We start from the raw sequence: 16752 nt of genomic DNA on the forward strand, positions 1-16752 counted from the left end.
TAATTACTACTGTCATTCAATGTACAGCAGTTATTCCGATAACCAGTTAGTATCGCTGTTAAAAAGCGATGATAGTGCAGCCTTCAATGCTATTTATGACCGCTACAGTAAAATGCTGTATTTATTTATACACAGCAAGCTCGACGCGGCAGAGATCAGCAAAGATGTACTGCAGGAACTCTTCATTTCATTATGGGAGAAGCGACATTCATTGGTACTGAAAGAATCGTTAAAAGCATACCTGTACCAGGTAGCCCGCCACAAAATCATTGACATTTACCGGAAAAACGCCACCTATCGTAAGTACCTCCAACAATTGATTGAGCACTTTGATGCGCAACCCCATTCTATTGCAGACACGGTAGACAATAAAGTGAGGACCCAGGAACTATTTGAGGCAATTAACCACCTGCCCGAACGCATGAAGGAAATCTTTATGCTGAGCAGGTTCGAAAACCTCAGCGTAGAGCAGATCTCCAATCACCTGGGGCTATCACAGCAAACCGTTAAAAACCAAATCACTAAAGCATTAAAAATACTAAGGGCCAGCTATGCCAAAACGGATCTTATCCTCCTTTGCGTCGTGCTGATCCGCTATTTCTTCATCTAAACCGGGTATTTCATAAAAAATACCGGGTAGCGATGGTACTATTTCCACGTTATTCCGACTTAAGAACACATAAAATCCGAGCAGGTGGACACAGAACAGATCAAAATATTGCTGGAACGATATAACCAGGGGAAATGCTCACCGGAGGAAGCAGCTATTGTAGATCAGTGGTTTGAAAATATAAATCGTCACCAGTCCACCTACGTAGATGAAAAAGAACTGGACCGGGAGCTCGACAGCTTAAAAATACAGCTGAACCAACAGATAGCGCCGGCGCCGCGGGCAAAACCGCTGTATGCCCGCTACTGGTACGCTGTTGTAGCTGCCGCCGTTTTCCTGCTGGCGGTAGGCATATTCTGGCTTAACCAGCCTAAACAGGTGACTCCCCTACCGGGAGGTAACCATGCCGTTCCATTGGCAGCCAACCAGGGACAGCGCGTGGTGAGAGACGGTTTCGTGGAAGTGACCACCGGTAAAGGCAATAAGGAAAGCATTACCCTGGAAGATGGCAGCAGCCTGGAATTGAATGCCGGTAGTAAAGTGCTTTACCCTGAGCACTTTGGCGCCGACATCCGCACCGTGGTATTACTGGAAGGAGAAGCTTTTTTTAATGTAGCCGCCGATCCTGTCCGCCGCTTCGTGGTAAAAGCCGGCGACCTGGCTACCACCGCATTAGGTACTTCTTTCAATATCCGCGCTTATGCCAGTGAACAAAAAGTGACTGTAGCCCTCCTCACCGGTAAAGTAAAAATTGACCAGTTGAATACCAGTCAGCCAGCGGCCCCGCTCATCCTGCTCCCTAGTGAACAGATCAGCTACGACCGCATTTCCCTGCACCTGGTAAAAACCAGTTTCAGTAAGCCTGACGACATTACCGGGTGGAAACAGGGATACCTGGTATTCAGAGATGCTCCCTACAATGAAATTGTAACCGGCATCGAAAACCGTTACGGTGTTACCGTTGTGAACAACAGCGACAAAAAAGAATGGAATTACAACGGCTCCTTCAAAAATGAAAGCCTTAAAGACGTAATGGATATTATCTGCCTGGCAAAATCACTTTCTTATACCATTAAAAACGATACCGTTTATCTGCAAAATCAAAACTAGTTCATATGAGGGTAAAGCCGTGCCCCGTGAAGTGGTTTGTATCCATGGGGTTGATGCTGACACTCCTGTTGGCGGGTAGCCTGAACACCATGACTAGTGCCATCACGCAAATACCCGACCCGCCCACAGATACTGTCGTCACCATCCAGGTAAAAAATAAAAACCTGGAAGATGTAATGGCCGAAATTTCGGCAAAAACAGGACTAAACTTTCATTACGACAAAGCTGATCTTAACCTGAAGAAAAAAATTACGTTAAACTGCACCAAAACACCCATCGAAGAAGTGCTCACGTTAATGTCAGTACAAAGCGGATTAAAGTTTACCCGGATCAATAACAAAATCATAGTAGGCACTGCCAGTGAAAAAATATCGTCACCCAGTGTAGACCTGCTGAATCATGTATCACTGGAACGAGATATCACAGGGATTGTACGCGATAACAAAGGCACGCCGCTCCCCGGAGTTACCATCCAGATAAAACATACAAATAAAGGAACACAATCCAACGCCGATGCTGGTTTTACCATTAAAGCCAGCACCGGCGACATCCTTGTATTCAGTTCTATCGGTTTCGTGAACCGTGACATAGTAGTGGGTACAGAAAATATAATCGACGTACGCCTGCAGGAAAATGTGAAAGCACTGAATGAGCTGGTGGTTACGGCGCTGGGCCTGCAGAAAAAAGCAAAAGAACTGCCCTACGCCACCCAACAACTGGGCGGCGATGATTTGCAGCTGGTTAAAGACGTCAACTTCATGAATTCCCTCAATGGGAAAACGGCGGGTGCCACCATTACCCGCAACGCTTCCGGCGTAGGTGGCTCCGTACGCGTGGTACTAAGAGGCAATAAATCTACCCGCGAAAATCAGCCCTTGTATATCGTAGACGGCGTCCCCTACGTTAACAATACTCCTTCCCAACCGGCCGATGTATGGGGACAATCGCATAATATAATAGGCGCCGGCGGCCGCGATGGCGGCGATGGTATCTCCAATATCAACCCCGATGACATTGAAAGCATCAGCATCCTCAAAGGCGCATCTGCGGCCGCTTTATACGGTAGCCAGGCCGCCAACGGTGTTATCCTCATTACCACCAAAAAAGGAAAAGCCGGTCGCAGTAAAATCGACATTTCCTCCGACTATACCCGGGAAATGCCTTCCCTGCTGCCGAAATTACAATACCGGTATGCACAAACAGATCCACCAGGCATGGACCATGTAGGCACGCCACAACCCGGATCGCTGGGCAGCTGGGGCAAGCCCATACAAGCACCGGATCATGTAAAAGCATTTTACCAGACCGGGTCTACCTGGACCAATACCGTGGCCTTCAGCGGCGGCACCGAAACCGCACAAAGCTATTTTTCCTATGCCAATACCACGAACAAAGGCATTCTGCCTACCAACCGGTTTGACCGGCATACCATTAATTTACGCGAAACATTAAAGCTACTCAACGATAAACTGGTGATGGATGCCAATGTATCCTTTACCGCACAAAGCACCGTAAACCGGTTATCGTCCGGCCTTTACTACAGCCCTATTTCGGGGCTGTATACTTTTCCAAGAGGATTGGATTTTGACTACTACAAAAACAACTTTGAATATTTTGATACGGATCGTAACCTGTACCTGCAAAACTGGTGGAATATCCGCAGCGATAAAAAATGGATAGGGCAGGATGACCAGCAAAACCCGATGTGGGCGCTGCAACGCAACCTGCGCCTCGATTCCAGGTACAGGGGATTAGCCACCCTGTCGCTCACCTGGCAGTTGAATAACTGGCTATCCATAAAAAGCCGTGGCAACTTCGATAAATCGCTCGACCAGTATGAATTGGAAGCCTACGCCGGTACACAGATTGTGCTGGCAGGTTCCAATGGCCGCTATACCCAGGAGCGAGAATTCAATACCCAGTTATACGGAGATCTCATGGTAAATGCCAGCAGCAAGATCAACAGCTGGCTGCACCTGGCGGGCAACCTGGGCGCCAGCATTACCGACACCAAAGCACATGAACGCACTTTCAACGGCTCCAATCCCAATGCAGATCCAGGCTTAATTTATCCCAATAAATTTTCGATCTCCAATATCTGGAGCTCCTCGCTGGATGCTCAACATGGTATTGACCAGAAGCAGCTACAGGCGCTGTTTGCCAACGTTCAAGCCGGATTTAAAAACTTCCTGTTTTTAGATATTACCGGGCGTAACGACTGGTCCAGCACTTTTGCGTTTACCAATACCAAGAATAAAGGTTACTTCTATTATTCTGCCGGTATTTCTGCGGTATGGAGTGAAATGTTTAAGATGCCCGCCGGTATTGACTTTCTTCGTTCCCGTATTTCATATGCCCGGGTAGGTAATGATATTGCAGCTTATTCGTCGCGTCCCGCTTCGTTTTCCCTGCAAACTATTGCCGGGGTAACCCGTGTGATATTGAACCAGCGTACGCTTTACCCTGGCCTGACCCTGGAGCCGGAAGACAACCGCTCATTTGAGATAGGCCTGGAAGCGCATCTGCTCAAAAACAGGGTGACGGCGGATCTTACCTTCTACAAGAATAATAACTACAAACAATACATGGAAATTCCCGCTCCGCCGGGCTACCGGTTCAATACTTATTACCTGAACATGGGGAATATCCAAAACCAGGGATGGGAAGCGACACTAACGCTGATGCCCATACGAAACAAAGCACTTTCCTGGACCAGTACCATCAACTTCGCGGCCAATAAGAATAAAATCATTTCCTTGTCCAACTCCCGGATTATAGGCGCCGACAGCAGCAGCATGTTTATATTGACAGACTTCGGCGTAAATATGTTTGGTTCCTTTATCATGGAAGGAGGGTCGTGGGGAGATATTTACTCTAACAAAGAGTTGGTAAAAGACGATCACGGCGCTTACATACTGGATGGCGCAGGTAAACTACAGTCGCGCAATGCGTTTAAAAAAGTGGGGAATCCGAATCCTGATTTTACCCTGGGATGGAATAACAGCATCGACTATAAAAACTTTAACCTGAGCTTTTTGATAGATGGCCGTTTTGGCGGCAAGGTTATGAGCGTTACACAGGCCGTGCTCGACTGGTATGGTGTGAGTGAGGTGAGTGCCCGGGCCCGCGACAATGGAGGCGTATCCATTAATGCAGTGAATAAAAACGGGAGTCCTTACACCGGCAAAATTGATGCCCAGACTTACTATACCACCATCGGCTCCAGGGCCGGTATTGGTGAAATGTACATGTATGATGCTACCAATATACGGTTGCGGGAATTAAGCCTGAGTTACCGTATTCCATTAAAGTGGAAATGGATACGCAGTGTGAGGGCTGGCATTATAGGCAGGAACCTGTTCTTCTTTGAACTGCATGCGCCTTTCGATCCGGAAGTATCCATGGGTACGGGCAACGGCTTGCAGGGAGTAGATGTATTCGGGCTTCCGCCTTTGCGGAGTATGGGAATCAATTTAAGATTAGGTATTTAAAAATACTCACCAATGAAAAGCAGGAGGAACATATCCACATTATTTGCCCTGGTGGCTATTATGCTGGTAAGTGCATGTACGAAAAAGTTTGATGAGATTAACACCAATCCTTATGATTTTAACGAAGAGGACCTGGCCGCAGACTATCGCCTGATGGGGGAACCGTTATCGCAGGCGCAGCTATGCCTGTTGATCTACAACGACCCTCCAACCGCTCAGCTGCAGCAAAACCTGAATGCGGATATCTTTTCGGGGTATATGATGTCGCCCACTCCTTTTGAAGGCAATATCAACAATACCAATTATGGCCTGCTGTATTATTGGAACAACCGTCCCTGGCAAGTTACCTATACCAATGTGATGAAGTCCTGCGATTTCACGCAACAGAAGGCAAAAGGCGCCTACAGCGATTTTTATGCATGGGCGCAAATTATTAAAGTGGAGGCCATGCACCGCATCAGCGACATTTACGGCCCTATTATGTATACGCATTATGGCATATTAAACGATGAAATGGGCATTGATTACGATTCGCAGGAGCAAGCCTACAATGCGTTTTTCAATGATCTGCGGGAGGCGGTGGACACGCTGACCGCGTATATCAACCGGAATGCTGTGCAGCGTTTCACCTCCTTCGACCTGGCCTATAAAGGTGATTATACCCAGTGGGTGAAGTTTGCCAATACCCTGCGACTGCGCCTGGCTATCCGTATTGCCGGCGTTAATCCCCAAAAGGCAAAACAGGAAGGGGAAGCGGCCCTCAGCCATCCTTTAGGGTTGCTGAAAACATCTGCTGATAACTTTGCTATTAATATTGCTCCCGTTACCCACCCGCTGAACATTATGTGTTATACCTGGGCGGATATACGCATGAGCGCACCAATGGAGTCTATCCTGACAGGTTATAACGACCCGCGGCTACCCCATTATTTTGTGCCCACCGATGATGGCGCCAATGTGTATCATGGCATCCGCAATGGTATCCGTATTTCAGCGAAAGAAGAATACAGTGGCTTCTCCCAACTGGTAAAATTCAACAGTAATATCTTGTTTATGACAGCTGCAGAAGCCTGGTTCCTGAAAGCGGAGGCCGCATTAAATGGCTGGAAGGGCGCCGGTACTGCTGCCGACAACTATGCTGCAGGTATTACTACTTCTTTCAACCAATATGGTATTAATAACGTTAACGACTATATGAACAATAGTACTGCCAGGCCTAAGCCATATGTTGACCCTCAAAACCCAGAAAACAACATATCTGCGGGCGATCCGCATTTAAGCACCATTACTATTAAATGGGACGAAAGCGCCGGCAGGGAGCAAAAGCTGGAACGCATCATCACTCAGAAATGGATTGCCATGTTCCCCGAGGGACAGGAAGCCTGGACTGAATTCAGGCGAACCGGCTATCCCAAGTTATTCCCCGTAGTAATTAATAATAGTGGCGGTACCATTCCTACCGAGAAATTTATCCGCCGTTTACCCATGCCACAAGTAGAGCTGGTTACCAATCCTAAAGCGGTAGCCCGTGCCATTACTACGCTGAAGGGACCAGACACCGGAGGAACACCGCTCTGGTGGGACATCAGATAGCGGCTAAAAAAAATTAATTTTTTTTTAAAATCACGTAGTACTAGTATCAACTCCGTACGACTCCTTTTGCATAGCGCAGTATTTCGGCGCTTTTAGCTATGCAGCCTGTAAAAAAACAGACGTTATAAAAAACAACATTTCATGTAAGAAAAACACATAACAGGACTCAACCCGAATAGACATTGCCACACGCGATGAGGCCTTGCACGTACCTATGAGTCCGGCTATTGACTAAAAATATTACAAACAACTATAACAGGATGGTATCTGCCATGCTAACGGCTTTGTACGTCCTGTATCCGACGCGTATGAACAACTATTCATCACCTTGATCTATTTAAAAATGGTCAGTTTAATGCAACAATACAAATCCCATTTATTAACCAAAAAAAAGGCAAGTATGAAAAAAAACCTACGCCTTATGAAAGTGTGTGCTATGACCGGTCTTGCGCTCACTTCCATCTTAGCAGACAGTGCGTATGCGAAGGCCGCCGGCTATCGCTATTCGCCCACCACTTCATTCCGTAGTATTTTACAGGACAGGGAAATCAGCGGTACCGTACGCGATAGCAAGGGCAATGCATTGCCCGGCGTTACGATACAGGTGAAAGGTGTTTCAAGAGGTACACAAACTGGTGCAGACGGTAAATATCATATCAACGCCAAAACCGGCGATGTACTGGTTTTCAGCTCCGTAGGTTTTGCCGTAAAAGAAGCGGCAGTAGGCAGCGGCGCTACGCTCAACGTGTCTTTAGATGACAACGTTAAAGGATTAAATGAACTGGTAGTAACTGCGTTGGGCATTCAACGCAAAGCAAAAGATCTCACCTACTCTACCCAACAGGTAAAAGGAGAGGATCTGACTACTGTAAAAGAAACAAACGTTATCAACAGCTTATCCGGTAAAGTATCTGGCTTACAGATCAACCGCAGTGCATCCGGTGTGGGCGGTTCTTCCAGGGTAGTATTACGCGGACAGAAATCTATCCGTGAAAACCAACCGCTTTATGTAGTGGATGGCGTACCCATTGCCAATTTCACCAGTGCGCAACCCAGCGATCTTTGGGGCCAGGCCTCCGGTACTTCCTCCGGTGGTCGCGATGGTGGCGATATCCTCAGTACCATTAACCCCGATGACATCGAAAGTGTAAACGTGCTGAAAGGCGCCTCCGCCTCAGCGTTGTACGGTAGCCAGGCAGCCAACGGCGTGATCATGATCACCACCAAAAAAGGAAAAGCAGGACAGGCAAAGATCATCTACTCGTCTAACTTTACGATCGACCAGCCTTCCTATCGTCCGGACTTGCAATATTCTTACCTGCAATCCTCTCCGGGCAACCTGTATAGCTGGGGCGATAAAGGCAGCAGTCCTGATCATGTAAAGAAGTTCTTCCAGACGGGCACTACCTGGATCAACTCCGTGAACGTATCCGGTGGTACAGAAAAGGCACAGACGTATTTCTCTTACTCCAATACCGCCAACAAGGGTATTGTGCCTACCGCTAAATACGGACAACACACCCTCAATTTCCGGGAAAATGCCAATTTCCTGAACGATAAACTGAACCTGGATGCGAACGTGCAAATGACCACGCAAAATGCGCATAACCGCCCTACTTCCGGTTTATATTACAATGCGCTGACGGGCTTATACCTGTTTCCAAGAGGTTTAAACTTCGATCAATACAAGAACAATTATGAATACTTCTCTCCTACCCGTAACATGTATGTGCAGGATTGGTGGAACCTCAATATTGATAAAAAACTGGACGGACAAGACTCCCAGCAGAACCCTTACTGGATCCTGAACAGGAACGTCACCGAAAACCGTAAGGATAACCTGATCACCTCCCTGGCTCTGCGTTATACGCTCACTGACTGGTTAAGCGTACAAGCCCGTGGTAATGTGAATAAAGCCTGGGATAAATACGAATTAAAAGCGAATGCCGGTACACAAACCACTATTGCGGATGCCAATGGTCGTTATACCTACGATTACCTGTCCAGCACACAGTATTATGGTGACCTGTTATTTGTAGGAAGTCCTAAAATTTCTGATAAAATAGGCTTCAACTTCACCGCAGGTACCAGCATTACAGACCTGAAACAGGATCGTAACTTCATCGATTCCAAAGATGCTGACCTGGCTTTTGCCAATATATTCCATGTTGGTAACATCAACCTGAGCCCGGCCGCTAAAATTATACCGACCGGCACCAGGAGACAGCTCCAGTCTGTATTTGGAACCGTTGGTTTCAATCTCCAGCAGAAAGTATTCCTGGATTTAACCGCCCGTAACGACTGGTCTTCCACCCTGGCTTACACGCCGAATGCCAAGAAGGGGTATCTCTATTATTCCGGCGGTTTAAACGCCATCCTCAGCGACATTTTCCATATGCCTAAATTCATAGACTATGGTAAGGTGCGTGGCTCTTATGCCAAAGTGGGTAATGACGTGGCGCCATTTGCTACCCTGCCGGTAAATACCATTACTTCCGGCACGCTGACCTCCAATACATCCGGCGCTTACCTGGGACTACCGCTGAAACCGGAAATGACCACTTCCGTTGAATTTGGTACAGAATGGAGAATGTTTGACAACCGCTTAAACTTCGATATTACGTGGTATAACTCGCATACTAAAAACCAGTATTTTGACTTTACCATCTCCGCAGGTTATTTATATCCTAATGCCTTCGTGAACGCAGGTAACGTGCAAAACACCGGTATAGAAGCTACTTTGGGCTACCAGGTTATCAAAAGCAAAAACCTGAACTGGCAAACCTCCTTCAACTTTACCCATAACCGGAACAAGCTGATAGAACTGGCTCCTCAGCTGAAAGGCGACTATACCATTACTCCTAAAGGCGACAATGTAAACAGCTATGCACTGAAATTACATGAAGGAAGTTCCTTCGGTGATATCTACGGTCGTGCTTTCAAACGTGGAGCAGACGGCAGCATCCTGGTAGATGATAATGGCAAGCCTTTGCCAGCCGATGGTCCGCTGTCTTTCCTGGGTAATCCTACTCCTAAATTCCTGCTGGGATGGAACAACAGTTTCAGCTGGAAACAATTCAGCTTAAACATCCTGATCGACGGTCGTTTTGGTGGTAAAGTAATGAGTATTACACAGGCTATGCTGGATGAATATGGCGTATCTAAAGTTACCGCAGATGCCCGCGACAATGGTGGTGTAGAATTCAATGCTACCAAAGCCAGTGGCGGTAAATTCACCGGCAAGATTCCTGCAGCAGTATTTTATGGTGGTGTAGCCGGTCGCGCCGGTATCACTGAATACTACATGTATGATGCTACCAACGTGCGTTTGAGAGAGCTGGCCATTGGTTACACCATTCCGATGCACAACAATGTGCTCAGAGACCTGAAAGTAGGCCTGGTAGGACGTAACCTGTTCTTCTTCACCAAAAAAGCGCCTTACGATCCTGAAATGAGCATGAGTACAGATAACGGTGTTCAGGGTGTGGATGTATTTGGTCTGCCTTCTACCCGCAGCTTTGGACTGAACCTGAAAGCTACGTTTTAACCTGATTCAGCACACAAAAAAATTGAGCCATGAATTTTAAATCATATAAAAAAATAGGTTTGGTCCTAACCGCTGCCTTATTAAGTTTCAGCAGCTGTACCAAGAACTTCGAGGAAATCAACAAAAACCCGTATGGGTCTACCGATGCTGATTTACAGGGCGACTTTGCGCTGGTAGCGGCACAATTACAACAGGCGCAACGCAGTATTTACTTGTATCTCCCGGTGCCGGATTTTCAATTGCAGCAAAACCTGCTGGGAGATGTATTCAGTGGTTATATGATGTCGGCCACGCCATTTGCCGGCAACAGCAATAACCTCAGCTATAACCTGCTGGATGGATGGACCAGCGCTGCCTGGAGAATTGCTTACAGCAATGTAATGAACCCTTGTTACAAAGCGAGCAACTACTCCAAATCTAAATTCCCCGAAACGTATGCCATGTCGCAGATCCTGAAGGTAGAGGCCATGCATCGTATCAGCGATATTTACGGCCCTATTATCTACACCAAGTATAATCAGCCTAATGCAGATGGTACCGTAGATTTAGACAGTCAGAAAGACGCCTATTATGCTTTCTTCGCCGATTTGAAAGAAGCGATCGATATTCTCACGCCGATCAAAGATCAGCAACAATCCGTTTTATTTGGGAAAGCGGACCTCGTATACGGTGGCAAATACATCCAGTGGCTGAAGTTCGCCAATACCCTGCGCTTACGGCTTGCTTTGCGTGTTGTGAATATTGATCCTACCAAAGCTAAAACAGAGGGCGAAGCTGCCCTGGCCAATGCCGGCGGCTTGCTGGCCGATGGTACTGCCGACAACTTCCTGGTAGATATTGGCGCTACCACGCACCCGCTGAATACCATCAACGATTCCTGGGGTGATATCCGCATGGGGGCTCCGGCAGAATCTATCATGGGTGGCTACAATGATCCGCGCTTGCCTAAATTCTTTCAGGCAGCTACCGATCCGGCTGTAGCTGGCTTATTTAAAGGTATCCGTAACGGTATCAACATCGACGCAAAAGAGAGATACCTGAAATACTCCAAGCTGGCTATTTTCCAAAGCAAAATACAACTGATGACTGCTGCTGAAGGTTGGTTCCTGAAAGCCGAAGCCGGTATTCGCGGATGGGCCAAAGCCGGTGATCCGCAAACCAACTACCAATCCGGCATCCAGGCTTCCTTTGATCAGTACAAGCTGGGCAGCGCGGCTACTTACTATAACAACAGTACCGCTAAACCTAATGAGTACAAAGATCCTAAAGCCATCACGGCTGGTCAGAATGATATACTTACCGGTTCTCCTTACCTGAGCACCATCACTATCAAATGGGATGCTGCTGCTACTTTTAACCAGCAACTGGAACGCATCATCACACAAAAATGGATTGCCAACTACCCGGAAGGAGAAGAAGCCTGGTCTGAATTCCGCAGAACCGGTTATCCTAAACTCTTCCCGGTAGTGATCAATAACAGTAACGGCGCTATCAGTACTACCGATTTCGTTCGCAGGGCTATTTTCCCGAGCAATGAATACGCTACTAATGCTGGTGCCATTCAAAAGGCAATTGCCACCTTAACACCACAAAAAGACGTAGGCGGTACTCATCTCTGGTGGGATCCGATAAAATAAATCAACATTTTATTTTGAATCGCGTGCATAAAAAAGGCCGGTCCTGTTGAGGACCGGCATTCTATCACCAAATGATTCTTAAAAAAATATTGCATTTAGCATTCACTCAACATAGGTCACATTCAAATTAACAGCCGTTGGCATTCCTGTTGACGGACTTTTTAAGAGAACAAAAATTTTCGAATTTTCATAGATACAGGACAAAAGCAAAAGCCGGTTTTGTTGAAAACCGGCTTTCTTTATGCGTATAAGCATTTGTTTACTGGAAGAAACGATGGAAGAACAACAGCTGATACTGGATAGAATTACTCCAGTAGTCCCAGTTATGCTCGCCCGGCCGTTCGGTATAGTCGTGGTCGATACCGGCCAGCAGTAATTTCTTGTGGAGTTCGCGGTTTACATCTATAAAAAAGTCTTTTACCCCACAATCGATGATAATAGCCAAGGCGCCGGGTTTCAGCTTTTCTACCTGCTTAATTACCGTATAGTCGGTCCAGTTAGCGCCTGCGGCACCGGGAGGCCCCAGTCGTTTAGCAATGTCCCAGTTTTTGGGGAAGGGACGTAAGTCAACCCCACCGCTAATACTGCCGGCAGCACCAAATACTTCGGGGTGGCGGATGGCGATGAACAGGGCGCCATGACCTCCCATGCTGAGTCCCGCGATGGCCCGGTAATGAGGTTCAGGCATTGTTTGATAATGCTGATCTATATAGGCAGGGATTTCTGTAGATACATAGCTTTCGAAGCGCATGCTGCTATCTACCGGGCTATCGAAATACCAACTGGTAACGGCTCCGTCCGGGCATACCAGCATACATTGATAAGTATCGGCCAGTTCCTTAATGGCAGGCACTTTGGTGACCCAATTGGCGTAGTTGCCACCGGCACCATGCAACAGGTATACTACCGGGTACCGCCGGGTGCCGTTTTTATAGGTGGAGGGCGTAATGACCACACATTTGTAGGAACGATGCATTTTGGGGCTGTAAATGCCGACAGTGTCTACATCTGCGGCCTTTACCGCCTGGGCGCAACATATCAGTATCAGTAAACGGGCAAATAATTTCATCACTCGGGCTTTTATGAATATCAAAAAAAGGGCGGCTATCATCCGGGATGATAGCCGCCACAAAATATAAAATAGCGCGATTATTTTGTTCTTGCTTTTTTCATTGGATTGTCGCCGGTGGAAGCACCGCGTACGCCTCCCTGAGCTTTAAACAACTCAAACTGGGAAGGAGCAGCCTCGCGGGGCCAGCTGTTATTGCTTTCGTCGATATCAGCGGTTTCGCGCAACGGGTCGAGCTTTACGGCCACTACCTGTTTGTCTTTGGCGAATACTTTGGTTACTTCATTTTCATTCTTGCGCCAGATGTAGGCAGAAATGCGGTCTGTTTCCTTCGTGCCATCTGCAAACGTCCACTCAATGATCAGCGGCATTACCAGTCCGCCTTTATTGGAGAAAGTAAGCTGGTAGAAGTTCTTCTTGCTGTCGTACAGTGCTTTTTCTTCTGCGCTCAGGCCGTTATAGAACTTGCTGTAGGCATCCTTGTCTTCCTGGCTTACTTCAAACCGGTTCCATTTGCTGTAGAAGTCCTGCAGGCTGGTATCCTGGTCTACCGCATACTTTACGCCAGCAGCTTTATTCCGCTGACGGGCAACATGGTCCATGTTTTTATCATAGGCTGCCTGGGCAGTTTTAGCTGTTTTTTCCGGATCATTGCCATCCATGCGGAACCATTTCACGCTGTCGAGGGAAATGTCTACCGGTTCGATGCCAAAGAACCATCCGCGCCAGAACCAGTCCAGGTCTACCGCAGAGGCATCTTCCATGGTGCGGAAGAAATCGGCCGGTGTAGGATGTTTAAATGCCCAGCGGCGTGCATATTCCCGGAAAGAGAAATCGAACAGCTCACGGCCCATAATGGTTTCGCGGAGAATATTTAACCCGGTAGCCGGCTTGGCATAAGCGTTAGGGCCAAACTGCACAATGTTTTCGGAGTTGGTCATAATAGGCTCCAGCTGGTCTTTAGGCATCTTCATATAATCTACGATCTTATGGGCAGGGCCACGACCAGAAGGGAAATTGCTGTCCCATTCCTGTTCCGCCATAAACTGGCAGAAGGTATTTAATCCTTCATCCATCCAGGTCCATTGTCTTTCATCGGAGTTAACGATCATTGGGAAGAAGTTGTGTCCCACTTCATGGATGATGACGCCGATCATACCATTTTTGGTGGATTCCGAGTAGGTACCATCTTTATCAGCACGGCCGTAGTTAAAGCAGATCATCGGGTATTCCATACCGTTGGCTGCTTCTACCGAAATAGCCACGGGATAAGGATAAGGGATGGTATGCTTTGAGTAGGATTTCAGGGTATGTGCTACCACTTTGGAAGAATAGCGGCGATACAGCGGATAGGCTTCAGGACCATAATACGACATGGCCATTACCTTGTTGCCTTCTACGTTAGTGGGCAACGCGTCCCATATGAGGCGGCGGGAAGATACCCAGGCGAAGTCGCGCACGTTCTGTGCTTCATACACCCAGGTTTTGGTGCTGGAGGCGTGGCCTTGTATGGCTTTCTTTGCGTCGTCGAGGGTCACTACTTCCACCGGTTCCTTGCTGTTTTGTGCCTGTTGCCAGCGCTGGTATTGCGCTGCGCTGAGCATTTCCTTATAGTTCTGACATTCGCCGGTAGCACCTACCACATGGTCGGAAGGCACTGTCATGCGTACTTTGAAGTTACCGAAGGTGAGGGCAAATTCGCCCCTGCCGGTGAACTGTTTGTTTTGCCAGCCCTGGAAGTCCGAATATACGGCCAACCTGGGATACCATTGAGCAATGGTATAGAGGTAGTTTTTGTCTTCCTGGAAATATTCATATCCGCCGCGGCCACCGATGGTCATGCGATCGGAGATGTTGTACCACCAGGATACCTTAAACCGATATTTTTCGCCCGGCATCAGGGGTTTGGGCAAATCGATCCGTAACATGGTTTGGTTGATGGTGTAGGGCAATGTTTTGCCTTCTGCATCGGTGAGCTTCGTGATTTTCACGCCCAGGTCCTGCTTAGGTGGCAGGATGCTATTGAGTGTAGAAAGGGTCATCTTATCGGACATCCGGCTTTCGTTGAAAGACTGGTTGTCACTTTTCGGATCGTGTTCATTTTCATCCAGCTGCAGCCAGATATAGGTGAGCGGATCGGGCGAATTATTAAAGTAGGTAATGGTTTCGGCGCCGGTTAATTTCTGCGCAGCATCATCCAGTTGTACGTCGATATCGTAATCGGCCCGTTGCTGCCAGTATTTGGGTCCTGGCGCCCCGGAGGCAGAGCGGTACATATTGGGTGTTTGCAGCATAGTGCCCAGCTGTTCGAAGCGGTTGCCATGGTTGGAGCCTGGGTTATTCTGTGCCTGCAGCGACAAAATACTGCAACACAATACCCCGGCGAGGTAAAGATTCTTTCTCATAAACAGTATTAAAAAAACAGCGATCTAACGCCTTGTATAACCATCAAAAATGCGATTCCAAAAGTGGCCGACGACAGGAACATGTTCCAATCCCGGCGTTTTACCTGGCTGATTTTCACGATCGTTGTAGATACCAGCAGTATGCTCATGACGATGATGATCTGCCCGAATTCCAGCCCCAGGTTAAATCCCAGGAGTGGTTGTACGATGTTGGTCTGGCTTCCCAATAAACTCTTCAGGTAATTGGAGAACCCCAGCCCATGAATCAATCCAAAAAACAATGCGTAGAAATAGTTCAGTTGCAGATGCTGTGGCTCCTCTTCTCTTTTCAGGATGTTAGATACTGCAGTGACGCATATGGTGACCGGTATCAGGAATTCCACCAGTGGCCCGGGTATGCGGATAATATGTAACACACTCAAAGCCAATGTAATGGAATGGCCCACTGTAAAAGCGGTTACCAATACCAGTACTTTTCTCCAGTCGCGCAACAGGTAAATAGCACTCAGTGCTATTACAAAAAGAGTGTGATCATAAGCGTCCCAATTGATAATATGCTGCCATCCCAGCTGAAAATACAACTCATCCATTGCCCTGCCCTGCTATATTTTGGTTATGATTGCTTTGCCAGCTTTGCATTTGCGTTCACTGGTATTTAAATTTTCAAAGAACACAAGATAATAATGTTCTCCAAAAATCAATATACAAATGTGTTGAACCAAAAAATCGGGATTGTGAGCGGAGAATATGGCGGCTTAAAGTGTATTTTTGTCTTCCGGTAAATTTAAAAATATAAAGAGGTGGGCTTATTATTTTGTAAATGGTGGATGACTTTGTGGCTAACAGCCGTTCATCCTTTTTATGCCAGTGTAACAGAGATTTCGCATGATGCTGCTAAGAAAGAGCTGCAGGTAAGCTGCCGTATTTTTGCAGACGACCTCGAAAATACACTCAAGGCGGAGTATAAAACGTCCTTCGACATCGCCCGCCCCGCTAATCGCCAGCAGGTAGAGGGTTATATTGCCGGTTATCTCTCCCGGCATCTTATCATTACTTTAGATGGTAAAAGAGTGCCCTTACATTTTATTGGCTATAAGATAGAAGAAGACGCCGTATGGAGCTTCCTGGAAGCGGAAAATGTACCGGCGCCTAAACAGGTACAGGTAAAAAATAACCTGTTGTATGAAAGACATCCTACACAAACAAATATGATTCACGTAATGGTAGGAGGTGAACGGAAAAGCACGAAGCTGGATAACCCGAAAGATATAGCGGTGATAGGGTTTTGAT

10 protein-coding genes are annotated in these 16752 nt (G+C 47.2%); 7 read left to right on the forward strand and 3 right to left on the reverse strand.

Features of this window, described 5'->3' with window-relative positions:
* Positions 1–19 precede the first annotated feature (19 nt).
* The 6 genes from FHW36_RS22160 (at position 20) to FHW36_RS22185 (ending at position 11988) form a co-directional block, all read left to right on the forward strand.
* Positions 20–610 (forward strand): RNA polymerase sigma factor, encoded by a 591-nt coding sequence (locus FHW36_RS22160; protein ID WP_145672110.1) that lies wholly within the window; start codon positions 20–22, stop codon positions 608–610.
* An 84-nt stretch (positions 611–694) separates the two neighbouring features.
* Positions 695–1720 (forward strand): FecR family protein, encoded by a 1026-nt coding sequence (locus tag FHW36_RS22165; RefSeq protein WP_145672112.1) that lies wholly within the window; start codon positions 695–697, stop codon positions 1718–1720.
* A 5-nt stretch (positions 1721–1725) separates the two neighbouring features.
* Complete coding sequence (locus FHW36_RS22170) at positions 1726–5211, forward strand: SusC/RagA family TonB-linked outer membrane protein (protein ID WP_145672114.1); 3486 nt, start codon at positions 1726–1728, stop codon at positions 5209–5211.
* 12 nt (positions 5212–5223) lie between these two features.
* Positions 5224–6804 (forward strand): RagB/SusD family nutrient uptake outer membrane protein, encoded by a 1581-nt coding sequence (locus tag FHW36_RS22175; RefSeq protein ID WP_145672117.1) that lies wholly within the window; start codon positions 5224–5226, stop codon positions 6802–6804.
* 400 nt (positions 6805–7204) lie between these two features.
* On the forward strand, positions 7205–10351 hold the full coding sequence (locus tag FHW36_RS22180) for a SusC/RagA family TonB-linked outer membrane protein (protein ID WP_186452561.1): 3147 nt from the start codon (positions 7205–7207) through the stop codon (positions 10349–10351).
* A 29-nt stretch (positions 10352–10380) separates the two neighbouring features.
* Positions 10381–11988, forward strand: coding sequence for a SusD/RagB family nutrient-binding outer membrane lipoprotein (locus FHW36_RS22185; RefSeq protein WP_145672121.1), 1608 nt, complete (start codon positions 10381–10383; stop codon positions 11986–11988).
* Positions 11989–12247: 259 nt separating this feature from the next.
* Here FHW36_RS22185 and FHW36_RS22190 read toward each other — a convergent pair whose 3' ends face one another.
* The 3 genes from FHW36_RS22190 to FHW36_RS22200 all read right to left on the reverse strand — a co-directional run bounded on the left by FHW36_RS22190 (position 12248) and on the right by FHW36_RS22200 (position 16052).
* Complete coding sequence (locus tag FHW36_RS22190; RefSeq protein WP_145672124.1) at positions 12248–13057, reverse strand: alpha/beta hydrolase; 810 nt, start codon at positions 13055–13057, stop codon at positions 12248–12250.
* Between the two features lie 80 nt (positions 13058–13137).
* Complete coding sequence (locus FHW36_RS22195; RefSeq protein ID WP_145672126.1) at positions 13138–15462, reverse strand: M1 family metallopeptidase; 2325 nt, start codon at positions 15460–15462, stop codon at positions 13138–13140.
* A gap of 8 nt (positions 15463–15470) precedes the next feature.
* Positions 15471–16052 carry a HupE/UreJ family protein gene (locus FHW36_RS22200; protein WP_145672128.1) on the reverse strand — a complete coding sequence of 194 codons (582 nt, stop codon included), beginning with the start codon at positions 16050–16052 and terminating at the stop codon, positions 15471–15473.
* A gap of 210 nt (positions 16053–16262) precedes the next feature.
* Here FHW36_RS22200 and FHW36_RS22205 point away from each other — a divergent pair, with 210 nt between their 5' ends.
* On the forward strand, positions 16263–16751 hold the full coding sequence (locus FHW36_RS22205) for a DUF6702 family protein (protein ID WP_145672130.1): 489 nt from the start codon (positions 16263–16265) through the stop codon (positions 16749–16751).
* Position 16752 lies beyond the last annotated feature (1 nt).

Source organism: Chitinophaga polysaccharea, from assembly GCF_007829335.1.
Taxonomy (GTDB): domain Bacteria; phylum Bacteroidota; class Bacteroidia; order Chitinophagales; family Chitinophagaceae; genus Chitinophaga; species Chitinophaga polysaccharea_B.